The organism is Methylobacterium sp. 2A (assembly GCF_009806555.1).
In the GTDB taxonomy this organism is placed as follows: domain Bacteria; phylum Pseudomonadota; class Alphaproteobacteria; order Rhizobiales; family Beijerinckiaceae; genus Methylobacterium.
In genome coordinates, this window is the sequence record NZ_VUOK01000019.1 from 92,303 (window position 1) to 108,896 (window position 16,594).

Below are 16,594 nucleotides of genomic sequence, written 5' to 3' on the forward strand. Positions count from 1 at the left end.
CATGGTTTGCCCCTCGCGCGCGCGCAGGGTAAATTGATTCGACTCGTCCCATCCGGGGCGTGTGCGCGACTTGGCCGCCTTTGAGCTTCGGCTCGGGCGGCCGCCTTTCCTTTCCGTGGGGATGCGATGGCGGGGTTCGGTGTCACCGTCGATCTCGCCCGCGCCGTCCGCGACGCCCAGCGCGAGTTCGAGGCGTTCGGCCTCGACCGCTTCCCGAGGGCGGTGCAATTCGCCCTGACCGGCGTCGCCATCGATGCCACGAACACGTTCCGCGACCGCGTCCCCGAGATCTTCCACGGGCCGAACAAGCTCACCCGCGACGCCCTGCGCTACAACGTCGACAAGGACCTGCTCGGGCGCGTCACCAGCGTCGACGAGGCCAAGGCCGACGTGTTCGTCCTGCCGCTGCAGAGCTCGTGGCTCAAGTATGCCTTCGGCGACGGCGAGAACGTGCGCCAGCCGGGCGACGTCGGCATCGAGGCGTATTTCGGCGACCAGAACTCGATCCGCGTGCCGGTCGGGCAGAACCTGTCCAGCACCTTCGGCATCCGAACGCGCGGCAAGGACAAGATCGCCGGTTCTGACGCCAGGCGGATCGCCGCCATGGCCGCCGCCGGCTACAAGTCCAGCGGCAACTTCGGCCCCGGCGGCTGGGGCGTCTTCGAGGTCAAGCCCGGCGACAAGGCGATGAACCGCGGCTTCATCAGCGGGGCCGGCATCTACGCCAGGCCGCCCCGCGCCGTAGTCACCGAGGCCAGGTCGAGGGTGCGCGACAAGCTGGATCGCACGCGCGTGCGCAAGAAGGACAGGCGCAACGTCGAGAACCGCTACAGCCTCACCAGCGCCCCGACCACGAGCTTCACCGCCGCCGGCGGCCGAACCGTCGAGGTGCCCAAGGTCGTCAATCAGGGCGTGCCCCGCATGCTATTCCTGTCCACCGGCGCCGCCCGCTACAAGCCCGTTGCGCAGGGCGCGTGGCTCGATGCCATGACGAAGGCGGCCGAAACCATGCCGGACCGGCTCGCCCGCGAGCTCACCGACCGCCTGTCTCACAAGGCATCGAAGGGGCGATGACCATGCGTACGCAGTTCCGACGCGTCGATTGCGTCTTCATGCCGGGCGGCTCCATGGTCTTGGAGTACGTCCCGCTCGACGAGTTGACCGAGGCGTTCGAGGTCGCCGTTGTGAGGTCTGGCCTCTCGCTGGCCTCGATGCCGGTCGTCCAGGCGCAAGCCGACATGGTCGGGTACGCCTTGATCTGCAGGGACAGCCAGTGGGGCACGGTCCTCACCGCAGACGCCGCCCGCGATGCCCTTGCGCGTGCCCTGCGCAGGCTCGGCCTCGAACCGGTCGCCGAGCCGCCCCGCGGCGGACGGGTGCTGCAGTGACCCCCGAGGAGCTGGCCCACCGCGAGCGCCGGGCGTCCGAGGCCATACGGGTCGCGATCATCGTCACGGTCGCCGTCAACCTGGCGCTCCTCGCGTCCATCGCACGCCAGCTCGGCATGTGGTGATGCGCGCGCGTGCGTACGTGCGCACCTCTGCGCACACGAGTGTTAACGAACCCCAATCGTGGGATGTGGCATGCCAAGAACCACAGGCTCGCATGCACGCGTGGTGCTATCCTGTTCGCGTGGGCCAGCCGAGGGGGCGGGGCACGGGGGGGCAGTGGGGTAGAGGCATGGGGCGCGGGGGCGGCGAGCGGGGCGCGACGGCCCGGCCGACGGGCGTTCGAGGGGGCCTACCCCCTTGGCGGGGTCCCCTGGAGCCCTCGAAACGTGCGGGGTTGCGTTAGCGGTCCACCCCCTCTCCCGTTGCAAAAAATCCTGAAAAACGGGCCGAGGGAAGCAGCAGGGTCGCGCGCGCGTACGCGCATCTCTGCCCGGCGACCGATTCGCGCCCCGTAGCCTGCTCTCCGGACCCCCTCGACCTGCTCCCGGCGCGCGCTTCGCTCGTATCTTTTACACGCCGCCCCGCCTGGACTCGGGGTCATGGCACGCTCAGCCCCCAAGCCCGCCGAGGCCGTCACCCCGGCCGCAGGCCTGCGCCGCACGAAGGTCCCCGCGGGGGACGTCGGCAAGTCCGTCCGGGTCGTCTCCGCCGCGCAGTTCGCCGAGATGATCGCCGTCTCCCGGAACACGGTGACCAAGTGGATCCGGGACGGCATGCCCCACGAGGGCGACGAGAAGGCCTATCGCATCGACATGGGGAAGGCCGTCCGGTGGCTCCAGGAGCGGGCCGCGATTGAGGCCCGCGAGGAGGCCGGCGGCGAGGAGCCGGCCGCCTTCAAGCCCCTCGACGGCGGCGAGGACTTCGAGATGGCCAAGACCCGCCGGGCCCGGGCCGACGCCGACACCGCCGAGAGCACGGCCGCCATGAAGGCGATCGAGGAGGCCAAGGAGAAGGGCCTCGTCGCCCCGATCGGGATCATGCTGGACATGGTCCGCCGGGAGTACAGCGACCTCGCCGTGGCCCTGGCCGAGGTCGGTCCCCACGTCGAGCTGCGCATGCGGGGCGACACCCCGGAGCGGATCGGCAAGGAGGTCGACCGCCTGATCCGCAAGGCGCTCGCGGAGAAGCTCAAGGGGCAGGTCCACCGGCACACGGCCCCCTATCCCGAGCCCCCCGCGACCGAGGCGGCCCATGAAGCCGCGTGAGGCGATCGACGGCGCGGCCGCCGAGTACCTCGCCCTCGGCATCGAGGCCTTCCACGACGGCCTGGTGGGCCTGCGCTCCGTCCTCGACATCCCCGAGGATCTCGACGTCGTCGAGTGGATCGAGCGGCACTTCTACCTCTCGGCCGAGACGACCGGGCAGACCCAGCTGGCCAAGCTGTTCGGCTACCAGCGCGGCATGGCCCGGGAGATGTGCAACCCCGAGGTCGAGGAGTGGTACGGGCCCAAGTCGACCCGCACCGGCGTGACCCAGATCGGCGCCATGGTCGCCGCCTACCAGGTCCGCCACAAGCACACCCAGTGCATGATGGTCCAGCCGACCGAGCAGAAGGCCCAGGAATTCGCCAACGATTACTGGACCCCGGCCTTCCGTGACTCGCCGATGCTGGCCGAGATCGTCCGGAAGCCGATCAAGGGCGAGCGGCTCGATACCTGGGACACCCGCCTCTACTCGAACGGCGGGATGATGCGCCTCGGATGGGCGATGTCCGACGGCACGTTCCGCGGCCGTACCGCCCAGATCCTGATGGGCGACGAGGTCGACGACGACGGTTGGATGCCCTCCGGCGAGAAGAGCCAGGGCGACAAGTTCAAGCTGTTCAAGGACCGCGGCAAGACCCGGCACGGGTCCCGCCTGCTCCTGTGGTCGTCGCCGCTGCGCCTCCGGACCAGCCGGATCTGGCCGCAGTGGGAGCGCTCCGACAAGCAATACTATTTCGTGCCCTGCCCCCACGAGGGGTGCGGGCACATGCAGCGGCTCCAGTGGGGCAGCAAGGACACCCGCTACGGGGTGAAGCCGCACTACGACGACGAGGGGCGGTTCGTGGCCGCCTTCTACATGTGCGAGGCCTGCGAGCAGCTCATCGAGGACGATCGCAAGACCCGCGAGTGGATGGACGAGCACGGGGAGTGGCGTGCCACCGCCGTCGCCGCTCGCAAGGGCATCCGCGGCATGCACATCTCTGCCCTCTACAGCATGGCCCCGAACGTCTCGTGGTCGAAGCTCTGGGAGGAGTGGATGGACGCCCAGGGCGACCCGGCCGCCCTGCAGCACTTCTACAACTCGAACCTCGGCCTGCCCTTCGACGACGTCTCGGCCGAGAAGGGGGCCGACCCCGGATCCTTCGCCGAGATGCGCCCCGAGCCGTACCGGGCCGAGCTCCCGGCGTGGGTGCGGGCCGTGACGTACGGCGCCGACGTGCAGCGCGGCAAGGACGATCCGGACGCCAAGGACTACCTGCCGCCCCGCGTCGAGGTCCAGGTGATCGGCTGGGGGGCGCAGGAGGAGAGCGCCGTCATCGGGTACTTCGTCATCCCGGCGACCACGCCGCTCGACCCCGCCTGCGCCGCGGCGCTCGATGCCCTCAAGGATCGCGTGTGGATCCGGGAGGACGGGCGGAAGATCAAGGCCGTCGCCGGGGCGATGGACTGCTCCTGGATGATGGAGGAGGTCATCGGGTTCTGCCAGGCTGCGCACCGGGCCCGGTTCTGGACCCCGGTCCGCGGCGAGAACGAGTACGGGGTGCGGCTCGCCCCCTTCATCATCTCGAAGCCCGGCGTCCACGCCCAGACCGGCAGCCAGTTCACGAAGCTCGGCACCCGCACCGGCAAGAACCTCGTCATGCGGCGCCTGCAGAACGAGACCCCGGGGCCCGGCCACGTCCACTTCCCGAAGAGCCTCCAGGCGGCCATGCCCGACGGCTACGACTACTTCGAGGGCCTGTTCGCGGAGCGGAGCTACCACGACCGCAAGGGCGTCCTCGTCTGGGAGCGGATCTCCAAGGCGAACACCGGCGAGCCGTGGGACACGATGCTCTATGCCCTCGCCGCGCTACGGATCGCGTGCGGCCGCAACCCGGCCCTGAAGGCGGCCATGATCGACCAGCGGCCCCGCGCCGAGGAGGTCCGCTGGACCGGCGAGGACCGCTCGGCCATGGCGCAGGCCGCCCTCGACAAGCTCGTGGGCAAGGGCACCGGGGCCCCGATCGCGGCCCCGCTCCCGCGCTCCGCCCCGAAGCCGGTGCGGCGGCAGCCGATGGCGCCGGTGCGCTCGACGTTCGGCGGCATTCGCCGCTGATCGGCGTTTCGCTCGTATCTTTTACACGCGGGCCGGGGGGACCGTGGGGGCCTTAGGAGCCCCCGCGTGACGCTACCCATCGGCTACACCCGCGGCGAGAAGCGCGTCCAGTTCCTCCGCGAGGCCATCGAGGCCATCGAGGACGGGCTCGCGACGGCCGCGGGGCGGATCAGCTACCCGAACGCCGGCGAGATGGACACGCTCAGCCGGGCGGACGCCATCGCGCGCCTGCGGCTGCTCTACGCGACGTACGCCCAGGTCACGAACGATCCCGTCCTGGCGCGTGAGGCCAGCACCGGGGCCACCCTGATCAGGGTGATCTCCGGGCGCGGCTACCGTGGCGGCGGGGGCATCTACTGATGGCCACCTCCCGCCAGCACCGCGTCGCCAAGGCTACAGGCATCGCCCCGCCGCCCCCGGCCCCGCGGGCCCCGTCCGAGGCCCAGCCCAAGCCCTCGATCTTCAAGACCGCGGCGCGCAAGCTCGCCCGCCTCGTCGGACCGGTGGCCCGCTCCGAGTTCTACTGGCAGTCGCAGGCAATCAACCAACCCTTCGAGGCGCTGGACCCGCAGCAGAAGCTGCCCAGGCCGCCGAACGTCGGTCCGAACCAGACCATCCAGTCCGCGCCGATCTTCCTCGGCATGGCCCGGAAGCTGTACCGCGACGACGCCAAGGTCCGGAAAGGCCTGCGCTCGATCGCCGGCAAGGTCGTCGGCAAGGGCCCCCTGCCGTGCCCGCGCTTCCCCGAGCTGCAGGAGATCATCCGCGCGTGGCTGCCGCAGGCCGACGCGCGGGGCCGGGATTCGTGGGCTGGCCTGCTCAAGCGGATCTACCTCACCGAGCGCGTCGACGGCGAGCTCGTCATCCGCCTGCGCCGCCGGTTCATGTCCGACGGCCTGGTGCTGCCCCTGCAGCTGCAGCTCCTGGAGACCGACCACCTCCCGGTGACGTGGACGTGGCCGATCGGCGCCAAGGGCCCGAACCGGATCGTCCAGGCCATCGAGCTCGACGCCCTCGACCGGCCGGCCGCCTACTGGCTCTACCGCATCCACCCGCATGACTGGGTGATGCAGGCGACCGATCCGCAGAACGCCTCGCAGGCCATGATCCCGGAGCGGATCCCGGCGAGCGAGATCCTGCACTTCGCCAACCCGCTGCGCGCGTCCTCGCTGCGCGCCGACTCGACCATCATCCCGATGCTGGTCACGGCGCACAACCTCAACAGCTGGGACCAGGCCGAGCAGGCCCGCAAGCTCGTGGGGGCCCTGTTCGCCGGCTACATCAAGCGCCTGCCGGGCGAACAGGGCGGCAACGTCATCGGCGAGGAGGAGGATCCGGACGCCGTCGACCGGGCGATCAAGCAGCTCGTCCTGGAGCCGGGCATCCTCGCCGAGCTCCCCGCCGGCATGGACATCGAGTGGTCCAACCCGCCGGACACGGGCCAGTCCTTCGAGCCCTACACCCGCTGGAAGCACATGTATTTGGCGTCGTGCTGCGACGTCTCGTACGAGGATTTCACCGGCGACTGGCGCGGCGCGAACGATCGCACGTGGCGCGCCTCCGAGGTCCAGACCCGGACATTCGTCGACGGCGAGCGCGATCGGATCGAGCGCCAGGTCCTGCAGCCGCTCTACCGGGCGCTGGTCAAGCTCGCGATCGAGATGGGCCTGTGGGCCCCGCCCCCGGGCACGCCCCCGCACCACATCTTCGATTGCCGCTGGACCTGGCCGGGCAGCAAGAACCCGAACGAGTACCAGGAGTGGAACGCGTTCGCCCTCGCGGTCCAGAACGGTTTCATGTCGCGCGACGAGGCCATCGAGGCCACCGGCGGCGACCCCGTGGAGGTCGATCGGCGCAACGCCGAGGGGCTCACCCGGGCGAAGAAGTTCGGGCTCAACTACGCCACCTACCTGCCCCCTGCCGGGGCCCCGGCCGCCGGCATGGGCCACAACGGCGGCCCCGCCCTCGACGACGACGAGGAGACCGGGCCCGGCGGCGCCACGGGGCAGGCCGCGCCCGCGACGAATCCGTTCCAGACGATGATCGAGCAGCTCGTCGAGAAGGCCCTGATGGACCGGCTCGCGCCGCTCGTCGCCAACGCCGGCGGCGATCAGCAGGTCCCGGCCGACGCCGACGGGGCCTCGGAATGACGTCCCCGATCCCCTGCGTTTCGCTCGTATCTTTTACACGCGCCGCTCGGGATCCTCGCTTTCACGGAGATCCCCTCGTGCGTCTGACCCGCTCCCGTCTCGTAATCGCCCGCCCCCAGGCCCGCGTCGGCTCCGCCGGTGACGTGCGCAGGTTCTGGACGGTTCGTGCCTTCGCGCCGATCACCGGGCAGCCCACCCGCGCCGAGATCGACATCTACGGCGTCATCGGTGAGGACACGGACGAGTGGACCGGCGAGCAGGTCGGGGTCTCCGCCCAGGCCTTCCTCGACGAGGTCCGCGCGATCGGACCGGTCGACGAGCTCCAGCTCAATATCAATTCCCCCGGCGGGGACGCCTTCGACGGCAGCGCCATCTACGGCGTGCTCTCGCAGCTCCCCTGCCGCAAGGTGGCGGTCATCCAGGGCCTCTGCGCCTCGGCCGCCACCGTCATCGCCTCGGCGTGCGACGAGGTCCGGATGAGCGCCAACGCGCTCTACATGATCCACGACCCGTCGACGATCGTGGCCGGCAACGCCGCCGACCTGGCGCAGGCCACGGCCATGCTCGGCCAGCTGAAGGCCGCGATGGTCGCGGCCTACTCGGCCAAGAACCAGGCCATGGACGACGAGGCCATCGAGGCCGCGATGTCGGCCACGACCTGGTACACCGCCGAGGAGGCCAAGGCCGCCGGCTGGGTCGACTCCGTCCTGGAGCCGGTCGCCGCCACCGCCTTCTCCGGCCTCGACCTGGCGCGGTTCCGCGGCAAGGTGCCCGAGGCCCTCGCCCAGGCCGTCGCCGAGGCCCCGGCCCCGGAGGCCGAGCCGGCCGCCGTCGAGACGCCCGCCCCCGTCACGCCCGAGCAGGTCGCCGCCACCGTGGCCACCTCGGTCGCAGAGGCCTTCGCCGGCTTCCGCTCCGAGTTCGTGACGCTGCTCGAAGGCCTGAAGGCCTCCCTGCCGGCCGCCGCCGCGAAGGCCGAGGTCACGCCCACGGCCGCCGTCGTCGAGCCGCCCTCCACCGCCACCCCCGAGCAGGTCGACGCCGCCTCCCGCGAGGCGCTGCGCGCCATCGCCGAGGAGAACGGCTTGGTCTCCGTCTTCGACAGCTGGGTTCGCGCCGGTTCGACGACCGCGCAGATCCGGGCGGTCATCAACAACCGGGTCGCGGCCAAGGCCGTGAACGTCTCCTCCGTCCCTGAGCAGCAGCCCCAGCGCGAGGTCCCGGCCCCTAAGGCCGAGCTGACCCCGAAGGTGGTCGGCAGCTGGTTCGACACCCTCAACGCCGCGACCGCCAAGGCGGCATCGGGAGCCTGACATGACGACCTACACCCGTCGCCGCCGCGAAGGCGTCCACCTCATCTCCGAGGCGCCGTTCACCTACTCCCGCGAGAGCGGCCTGGTCGATCCGGCCGCGGTCGCCCTGATGCGGCCCGGCAAGCTCGTCCAGAAGGGCCCCAACGGCCTGGTGGTCTACGACGGCACGGCGCTCGCCGGCGTCTGCTACGGCTACCCCGACGGCATCGGCGGCATCGCCTACACGGCTCGCAACACCGAGCTCAAGGGCGGCTACCTGGACTTCCGCCAGCCCGGCCCGACCACGGTCACCGGCGCGGCCGGCGCCGCGATCGCCACCGCCGGCAACCTGTCGATCGACGGCACGGTCATCGCGATCTCCGCGAACGAGACCCTGGCCGCCGTGGCCGCGGCCATCGACGCCGCGGTGCCCTCGATCACCGCCACGGTCGTCAACGGCAACGCCCTTCAGCTCGTGTCCTCGGTCGGCGGGGACATCGTCATCGCCGGCGACGCCGCGGTGCTGAACGAGCTCGGCCTCACGGCCGGGACGACCCACGGCGACACCGTCGAATCCCTCCGCGCGGCCGACGTCGCCGCCCTGGCCGCACAGGGCCAGATCGTCCGCTGATCCCCGAAACCCCGCCGTCGGCCCCCGCCGAGCAGAGCCGCTAGGAACCGCCCCGATGCCCATCATCAACCCGGAGACGGGGACCGCCCATGACTACGCGACCCTGACGGACGCGTTCCGTCGGCTCCCCTACGTGCCGCAGCAGATCAACGCGCTGCCGTGGAACGCCCAGGGCGTCGCCACCCGCACGCTGCTCGTCGACACCCGCACCGAGACCTTCGACCTCGTCGACCCGCGCGCCTGGAACTCGGGTATGTCGCAGGTCGATCTCGGCGACGCCGAGGACGATCAGTCGGTGCCGCTCAAGGTGCTGCACTACCCGCACGGCTTCACCGTGCGCGCCTCCGAGGTCTCCGAGCAGCGCGCCTTCGGGTCGGAGTCCGAGATCGAGACCACCGCCGACCGTCTCGCCCGCGAGATGGCCACCTGGCAGACCTCGATCGACTTCACCTGGGAATTCACCCGGATCGGCGCCGCGCTGTTCGGCGTGATCCTCGGTCGATACGGCAAGGTCTACGTCGACCTGCGCAAGACCTTCAAGCGCCAGCCCCTGCGCCTCAAGTTCAACTTCGGCTCCGGCGAGAACTTCTTTGAGTTCCTGAACGGCGCCAAGTACCTCGCCCGTCAGCGCCTCGGCGGCAGCTACAACGTCGCCGGCTTCCAGCTGCTCGGCGATTACGCGATGAACCAGAAGGTGATCTACGACCCGTCGGTCCAGAACACCTACGCCGGGTTCCAGGAGCGCCAGTTCATGCGCGCCGACAACTCGAAGGGCTTCACGATCTGCGACGAGGTCGAGGTCAAGCTCTACCGCAACCAGTTCATCCCGCGCACCAACCAGCTGGCCTTCCCGACCACGGTCCTGGCGCTGATCCCCAACGCCCCGAACCTGTTCCAGTCGCGCTTCGCCCCGGCCCAGGTCATGGGCGGCGTCAACACCGCGGGCGCGCCGGTCTACCTGTTCCCGAAGGACCTCGACTTCAACGAGGGCGTCCAGGTCAAGGGCCAGACCAACATCATCAGCTGGAACCAGCGCCTGGAAGGCATCGTGCTGATCGAGCACGGCCCGACCACGGACCTGGCGGCCCTCGGCTTCTACGGCGAGTCCGCCTCCTCGCCGTTCGACACCCTCGACGACCTCACCGACGCCGACCTCGGCCTCGCCCCCGGCACGAACATCATGCCGCGCGGCCTGACCGAGGCCCTGTCGGACGAGCAAGCCGACGAAGTCGCCTGATCCCGCCACCCGCGGTTTCGCGGGCGGCGCCCCCTCCGACCGCCCGCGAACAGGGGCCCGGGGTCCACCAGGGTCCCGGGCCTTCTTCATCTTTGAGCGTGAGCCGTCATGCCCCAGCAGCAGCCCCCGAAGCGCCCCCTCCAGGTCACGGACGCCCGCGGGCAGGTCGTGACCTCCTTCGCCGAGGGGCCGGCCGTGCGCTTCCCCGTCCCGGATGACGGCAAGTTCCACCGCGTCCCGAACGGGTCCCTCGCGGTGCGCCTGCACATCTTCGGGGCCCGGAAGGGCGTGATCTACGTGACCTCGAAGAGCGGCGCCGTCGCCGAGGGCGATCCGGTCGCCACCTGGCTGCAGAACGCCATGCCGCTCGCCGCAGGGGCCCCCTACACGCTGACGTTCTCGGATCCGACCGACGTGTTCGTCGCGGCGGATCCGGATTCGAATCCCGGTTCCGCCGCGCCGATCGTCGGCGTCGTCCAGGCCTCGATGGCGGTGCTCTGATGGGCATGGAGTTCTCCACCGGCGGGCCTCCCGCCGCCACCCTGATCGGGCTTGCCTTCACTGGCGGCCGGAGCGTCGGCACGTTCTCGGACGGCCGGATCGCCGATCTCGGCCCCTCGCAGATCTTCGACGCGACGACGCTCAACACGTCGATCGCGAACCTGCAGAGCAACCTCACGGCGGTGCAGGGGTCCGTCGCGGCCGCGCAGACGGCGATCTCCGCCCTCCAGGCCGCCAAGACCACGGACGAGGCCGCAGCGGCCACGGTCGCCTCCGCCGTGGCGGCCCTGACGACCCGCGTGACGGCCGACGAGGGCACGATCGCCTCGATCCAGACCCTGGTGGCTGCCCTGCAGGCCGCCAGGGGCACCGACGAGGCCAACATCGCCGCTCTGCAGGTCCAGGCCGCGAGCCTGATCGCCTCCAGGACCTCGGACGAATCCGCCATCGCCGCCGCGCAGGCCGCGATCGCGGCCCTGCGCACGTCCCAGACCTCGGACGAGGCCGCGATCGCGGCCAACGCCTCGGCCATCGCGGCGCTGCGCACCTCGCAGACCGCCGACGAGGCGACGCTGACGGCCGCCAACGCCGCGATCGCCGCCATCCAGAGCCGCCTCTCGGCCGACGAGGCCCTGATCACGGCCCTCCAGACGCGCGCTACCACGGACGAGGCCGCCATCGCCGCGAACGGGGCCTCGATCACGGCCCTCCTCACGAGCGGCCCCCAGGGCGTCGTGCGGGGCCGCAGGGCCTTCGCGAGCCCGGCCTCGGGCCTCGCGGCCTTCGCCTACGCGGCCGTCGGCGACCAGCTCACCATCCAGGGCTCAGGCGCGGCCGTGACCTACGCCGTGGCGGCCAACGACACGCTCGCGACCCTCATCGCCGCCGTGAACGCTCAGACGGCCGCCCGAAAGGTCCAGGCCGCCCTCGACGCGCAGGGCTACCTGCTCCTCCAGACGACCGACGCGACGCCCCTGACCGTCACGGGGACGTCGTCCCTCGTGTGGGGCGTCCTGGGCCTCGTCGATAACGGGCAGGCCCTCTACAGCCTCTCGCCGGCCGCCACCGAGACGGACATCCGCGCCAAGGTCGCCCTGGCCTACGAGCTCGCCAACTCGACCTCGAAGCCCGTGGTCGTCGAGCTCCCCGCCGCGAAGGTCGCCTTCACGTCGCCGCTCGTCCTCGCCGACCGCAAGGCCGACAACGTCTACCTGCGCGGCAAGGCCACGACGAGGAACAACCTCGTCTCGATCGGCGCCGTCGCGGCGGTCGCTGGCTCGACGTACCAGTTCGACGTCGCCCTCACCCTGGACTCGGTCGCCGGCGTCACCGTCGGCGGCAAGCTTTGGCTGCAGTACCTCGGCATGAACCAGGGGCAGTACACCGGCAACGCCGCGTGGACGGCGCTCTGCGGCAACTGGCCGGTGCAGTCGATCTCGGGGAACGTCGTCACCGTCCGGATCACGTCCCGCAACACGGGCGGCCCCGTGACCAACCTTCAGGGCATCGCGGTTTCGGCCTCGACCGCCGGGTCGAACGCCTACCCGTCGTTCGCCGCCGTTGTCGTGCCGTCCGAGCTCGCCTTCCCGGCCGGGGCGGGCGGCATTGCCCTCATCGACACCACTCTCGGCGTGACCAGGCTCGCCGTGTCGAACACCGATGGCGCGTCGAACACGGTGATCCCCGGGGCCGACGGCTTCACGATCATCGGCTCGAAGGCGCGGCTCAAGGCCGGCGCCCTCGCCGTGACCGGATTCGGCGGGAACGGCGTCTCCACCTGGGACGGCGGCCGCCTGTCCCTGCACGCGATCTCCGGGGCCACGTTCTCCGACGGCGCGGAGTGGCAGAGCGCCGCCTTCAGCGGGAACAGCAACGCGGGCGTCTTCCACTACGGTATCTCGCACGGGACGTTCTCCGGCGCGCAGGTCGGCGCCACGGCCGTCTCGCTCCTGCACATCGCGACGTGCGGCAACGGCCAGAACGGCTACCAAGTCGAGACCGCCACCGCCTCGCTCCGTCCCGGCAAGGGCCTGGTTTCGGGCTGCAACACCAACAACGGCCTTGTGGTCTACCGCGGAACGAACTCGTTCGTATCCATGCCGGACTACACGATCCGGGACAACATGGACGGAAGCAACCGCCAATGCTTCGCGTTCGAGCAGGCGTACTGCAACAATACGGGCGTGCACCCCTCAATCGTCACGTCCCCGGCTGCCGGCACCGTCGGCAACACCAACTCGCTCTTCAGCTGAGGATCCGGAGATGATCGTCGTCGCGAACGCGTCAGGCACCGGCATCTTCGCCCTGCACGAGGACGGGCAGCAGGTCCTGGCCCTGGTCCTCGCGAGCCTGGAGACCGGTGCCTACGCCGGCCTGCGGGTCTACTCGTACGCCGGCATTCTCGGGGCGAACGATCCGCTGCCCGCGACTGGCCTGACCTGGCTCAACGCGCCGCAGACGCTCGCCGGCTACGCGAACGCGGCCCGGAAGGCCCTCTCCGAGGGGCCGGGGCCCGGGCAGTTCGGGCGCATCCTGCAGGTCACGATCGCGTCGGGCACCTATCCCGTGCCGATCGATGCCACGACCCGATCCTCGCTCGGCGACGCGGCATTCGAGACGACGCTCACCAACGGGGACCAGTACACGATCGAATCCTGGCTGCTCCCGACGGGGCAGTTCATCAGCCTCGACGCCCCCTCGATCATGACCTTTGCGAAGGCGTGCTCGGCCGCGTTCCAGGCCCTGTTCAACGCCCAGAAGCAGGCCGTCGCCGGGATCGTCGCGGGCACGATCACCACCAAGGCGCAGGTCGACGCCATCCTGGCGGCGTCCGCGCCGGCCGGCAGCACCGGGGGGTGACATGCCGACGGCCTACCTCATCGAGGCGATCGCGAAGCCGGGCAAGGTCCAGACGGTGAACCCGTCGCGGCAGCAGCTGATGCGGGCCGCGATCGCGGCCGCGACGGGATACCGGTTCTGGACTACCCAGACCGCCTGCAAGGAGCAGTCGGACCTTCCGGCGGACAGGCAGCCCTTTCCCGGATTCGACGACGTCTCGGTCACCAGTTCGGGGACCGTCACCGTAGCCTCGGCGGCCACTGCGATCTCCCTCGTCGGCCCCCCGGGGAAGGACGGCCAGCCCGGTGCCAATGGCAAGGATGGCGCGCCGGGCAAGGATGGCTCTTCCGGTACCAACGGCAAGGACGGTGGCCAGGGCATCCAGGGCGTCCCGGGTCCCAGCACACTCCACTTCGCCGGGTTCACCACGACCGACTCCAAGGGGGCCTTCTCCCTGACGTGGAGCAAGCCCTTCGCCACCGGGGTCGTCCCGATCGTCAAAGTCGATCCCGCCGTCACGGATGGCTACGTCTACCGGATCACCAAGCTCGACACCGCCACCGGTACGACGGGGGCCGTCCTGCGGGCGCTCCTGTCGACCGGTGTCCTCGGGGCCTTCACCGCGGCCCCGGCCGGCGTGACCCTGTCCATCCTCGCCTTCGAGCCGTACCCCTGATGCCGATCCCCGCCCCGTTCCGCTTCCTGGCGAAGACCCAGACCCGGTCGCCCCTCGCGGACCGGTCCGCGGTCCCGATCCTCATGGACGGCGTCTGGATCGACAGGACCCCGGACGGTCGGGACCTGCGGGCGATCTGCCGGGACCAGACCGTGTCGATCGACGTCGGGGACCGCGAGGACTACGTCTCCCGCGTGGTCGTCAGCTACTCCCTGGCCGACCTGCCGCGGGAGCCCCGGCGCGGCGACAAGGTCCGGGTCGACGGCGTCGAGCTGATCGTCGGGAATCCGATGGCCTACCGGGTCGGCGTGGTCGACTGCATCTGCCTGGCGCCGGGCGAGAAGCTGCCCACCGCCGCGCGGAAGGGGGCCCGGACCGTCGCCCCGTAGGCCTGCGTTTCGCTCGTATCTTTTACACGCCGCGCTCGGGATCCTCGCTCCGTTGGAGTGAGCTCCCTTGCACGATCGCCGCCTCATCCGCCACGCCGTCCGGGACCGCCTCGAACAGGTGGTCGGTCCGGACGCGCCCGAGGGCCTCGGCTTCTACGCCGACCGCGCCGCCGGGTTCGCGGACGCCGGCGAGACCGGCCTGCTCAACGTGGCCGTCGCCAACTCCGGCGGTGACCTCGTCGACCAGCAGGCCTCGGACGTCTTCCGCACGTACGTCGTCACCGTGCAGCTCGCCATCGACGGGCTCGCCTCCGACCTGGACGTCGACAGCGACGAGCCGTCCTGCCCCGACCTCATCGACGACCTCGCCCTGAAGATCGAGGGGGCCCTGAAGCGCAACGACGTCCTCGACCGCGAGGCGCCCGCGCTCGGCTTCCTGCCGGTCAACTGGGAATTCGTCGACGACCAGGTCGCCTTCAAGCCGGGCGGCCGCGGCCAGGTCGGCAACCTCTTCATCCGCTACGCCCTCACGCTCCGTCAGCTCGACGGCGCGCCCACCAGGAGCTGACCCGTGCCCGCCATTTACCGTTCCGCACCGGCGACGACCCAAAAGGTCCTCTCCGGCCAGTTTCTGTTCCAGCTCGCCGGCCTCGACGCCAACGGCCTGCCGCATCCGCTGCGCAACCTCGGCAACGTCGAGGTGGTCCGGACCGTCAAGACCGAGACGCTGGACATCTACTCGAACGAGATCCCCGAGAAGCCGATCCTCAAGAGGGTGACCATCACCCTCAACGAGGAGCTCAAGATCACCTGCATGTCGTTCCTCCCGCTCGTCCAGGGCCTGTCGCACATGGCTCCCGCCGGCGAGAACTTCCAGCAGGTCGCGGTCCCGGATGGCGAGGTCAACATTCCTGCCACGGCGAAGGACTACGACATCTACGAGTGCCGGGACCACAACGGCAATCGCGTCTACGGCGTTACTTTCACCAGCCCCGACAAGACGAAGTACAACTACGACTCGCAGGGCGGACGCGTCGAGGTCATCGGCGATCGTAGCGCCTCCGACCAGGTGGCATTCACCTGCCCGGCGATCACCACCGCCAACGGCCTGGCCGTGCTGCGCATGCTGCAGCTGCGCGAGATCCGCGGCCGCGCGGTCATCCGGGAGAACAACCTCCTGGGCGCCCCGTACGACCACGACTACCCGACCATCTCGATCCGCATGAACTCCAGCCAGAACCTCATCGACAACGGCAAGGAGCCGTCGAAGGTGGAGCTGGACGCCCTGGTCGAGTTCGACACGACCCAGCCGATCGGCCTGGAGCGTGGCCAGGTCGTCGAGATGCCGGGCTACGTCCCGAACTGAGCCAACCCGGGGGCGCCCCCGGGCGCCCCCTCCCATGACGCGTCTCCGGAGGGGAAACCGAGACCATGACGAAGCTGACGAAGGCCGAAGCCGACGACCTGTTCCAGTTCCTGGACGAGGGCGATTACACCGAGTTCGAGTGGGCCCCGGCCCTCGGAGACCGTCCCGCCAAGATGGTGAAGGTCTACGGCGCCTCGGCGGCTGAATACGTGAAGTTCGTGGTCCGTCGGATTCCTGCGGTCGCAGAGCTCTACATCGACGGCGTGCGCCAGGGTGTCCGCCAGGCCGCAGCCGACGCCGAAGCGAAGGCCAAGGCCGCCGCGGAGACGGTCGACGTCCCCTTCGGTACCCGCGCCGCGCCCGCCGTCGTGGAGGCCTCCACGGCCCCCGTCGCCGAGGACCCGGACGCCGACCTCGACGTGATCTCCCGCGCCATCCTCGACGGCGTGCGGGAGAACATCGCCGAGGGCGCCCTTGAGGAGAAGGCGGCCCTGATCGCGGTGTGCATGGGGCGCCCCGGTGACGAGGCGTTCGAGCGCAACATCCTCCGCCATCCGCGCTTCCAGGACCTCGCCGACCTCGCGAACCAGAAGACGCGGGGCGCCGACCCTTTCGGTTTTTCCGGGGACGTGAACGCCCTGCTGATGGGCAGGCCGGCGGCTCCGGAGGCTCCGGCCGACCAGCCGACCGAGACCGCGGCCTAGAGCTCCAGTCGAACTGGCTGGTCGCCCTGATCCGGGCGATCCGCCTGCTCAGGATCCTG

The 16,594-nt window shown here is 70.5% G+C and carries 18 protein-coding genes; all 18 read left to right on the forward strand.

Annotated features, from left to right (window positions below; translation table 11 throughout):
• Positions 1-126: 126 nt before the first annotated feature.
• The 18 genes from FVE89_RS10525 (at position 127) to FVE89_RS10605 (ending at position 16,535) form a co-directional block, all read left to right on the forward strand.
• A complete protein-coding gene (locus tag FVE89_RS10525; RefSeq protein ID WP_160533981.1) occupies positions 127-1,074 on the forward strand; it encodes a hypothetical protein in 948 nt (315 codons plus the stop codon).
• Positions 1,071-1,388, forward strand: a complete 318-nt coding sequence (locus tag FVE89_RS10530; RefSeq protein WP_210254049.1) for a hypothetical protein — start codon at positions 1,071-1,073, stop codon at positions 1,386-1,388. Before FVE89_RS10525 ends, FVE89_RS10530 begins: the two co-directional genes overlap by 4 nt.
• Positions 1,385-1,513, forward strand: a complete 129-nt coding sequence (locus FVE89_RS31510; RefSeq protein ID WP_281408962.1) for a hypothetical protein — start codon at positions 1,385-1,387, stop codon at positions 1,511-1,513. Before FVE89_RS10530 ends, FVE89_RS31510 begins: the two co-directional genes overlap by 4 nt.
• 477 nt (positions 1,514-1,990) lie before the next feature.
• Complete coding sequence (locus FVE89_RS10535) at positions 1,991-2,656, forward strand: terminase small subunit (RefSeq protein WP_160533983.1); 666 nt, start codon at positions 1,991-1,993, stop codon at positions 2,654-2,656.
• Positions 2,643-4,751: a terminase gpA endonuclease subunit gene (locus FVE89_RS10540; RefSeq protein ID WP_160533984.1), complete on the forward strand. Its 2,109-nt coding sequence runs from the start codon at positions 2,643-2,645 to the stop codon at positions 4,749-4,751. Before FVE89_RS10535 ends, FVE89_RS10540 begins: the two co-directional genes overlap by 14 nt.
• A 66-nt stretch (positions 4,752-4,817) precedes the next feature.
• Complete coding sequence (locus FVE89_RS10545) at positions 4,818-5,111, forward strand: hypothetical protein (protein WP_160533985.1); 294 nt, start codon at positions 4,818-4,820, stop codon at positions 5,109-5,111.
• Positions 5,111-6,901 carry a phage portal protein gene (locus FVE89_RS10550; RefSeq protein WP_160533986.1) on the forward strand — a complete coding sequence of 597 codons (1,791 nt, stop codon included), beginning with the start codon at positions 5,111-5,113 and terminating at the stop codon, positions 6,899-6,901. The genes FVE89_RS10545 and FVE89_RS10550 overlap by 1 nt, the downstream gene beginning before the upstream one ends.
• 77 nt (positions 6,902-6,978) lie before the next feature.
• Positions 6,979-8,214: a head maturation protease, ClpP-related gene (locus FVE89_RS10555; RefSeq protein WP_160533987.1), complete on the forward strand. Its 1,236-nt coding sequence runs from the start codon at positions 6,979-6,981 to the stop codon at positions 8,212-8,214.
• A 1-nt stretch (position 8,215) separates the two neighbouring features.
• Entirely contained in the window at positions 8,216-8,824 is a 609-nt protein-coding gene (locus tag FVE89_RS10560; protein ID WP_160533988.1) for a hypothetical protein, read from the forward strand.
• Between the two features lie 55 nt (positions 8,825-8,879).
• Positions 8,880-10,061, forward strand: coding sequence for a major capsid protein (locus FVE89_RS10565; RefSeq protein ID WP_160533989.1), 1,182 nt, complete (start codon positions 8,880-8,882; stop codon positions 10,059-10,061).
• A 108-nt stretch (positions 10,062-10,169) separates the two neighbouring features.
• Positions 10,170-10,562: a hypothetical protein gene (locus FVE89_RS10570; RefSeq protein WP_160533990.1), complete on the forward strand. Its 393-nt coding sequence runs from the start codon at positions 10,170-10,172 to the stop codon at positions 10,560-10,562.
• Complete coding sequence (locus FVE89_RS10575) at positions 10,562-12,814, forward strand: flagellin hook IN motif-containing protein (protein ID WP_160533991.1); 2,253 nt, start codon at positions 10,562-10,564, stop codon at positions 12,812-12,814. The genes FVE89_RS10570 and FVE89_RS10575 overlap by 1 nt, the downstream gene beginning before the upstream one ends.
• Positions 12,815-12,824: 10 nt before the next feature.
• Positions 12,825-13,421 carry a hypothetical protein gene (locus tag FVE89_RS10580; protein ID WP_160533992.1) on the forward strand — a complete coding sequence of 199 codons (597 nt, stop codon included), beginning with the start codon at positions 12,825-12,827 and terminating at the stop codon, positions 13,419-13,421.
• Position 13,422: 1 nt separating this feature from the next.
• Positions 13,423-14,076, forward strand: a complete 654-nt coding sequence (locus FVE89_RS10585; protein ID WP_160533993.1) for a collagen-like protein — start codon at positions 13,423-13,425, stop codon at positions 14,074-14,076.
• Positions 14,076-14,465 (forward strand): hypothetical protein, encoded by a 390-nt coding sequence (locus FVE89_RS10590; RefSeq protein ID WP_160533994.1) that lies wholly within the window; start codon positions 14,076-14,078, stop codon positions 14,463-14,465. Before FVE89_RS10585 ends, FVE89_RS10590 begins: the two co-directional genes overlap by 1 nt.
• A 67-nt stretch (positions 14,466-14,532) precedes the next feature.
• Positions 14,533-15,033, forward strand: a complete 501-nt coding sequence (locus tag FVE89_RS10595; RefSeq protein ID WP_160533995.1) for a hypothetical protein — start codon at positions 14,533-14,535, stop codon at positions 15,031-15,033.
• Between the two features lie 3 nt (positions 15,034-15,036).
• The gene (locus tag FVE89_RS10600) at positions 15,037-15,831 is read left to right on the forward strand and encodes a hypothetical protein (protein WP_160533996.1); all 795 of its coding nucleotides are present in this window, start codon (positions 15,037-15,039) and stop codon (positions 15,829-15,831) included.
• A 65-nt stretch (positions 15,832-15,896) separates the two neighbouring features.
• Positions 15,897-16,535, forward strand: coding sequence for a hypothetical protein (locus tag FVE89_RS10605; protein WP_160533997.1), 639 nt, complete (start codon positions 15,897-15,899; stop codon positions 16,533-16,535).
• Positions 16,536-16,594 lie beyond the last annotated feature (59 nt).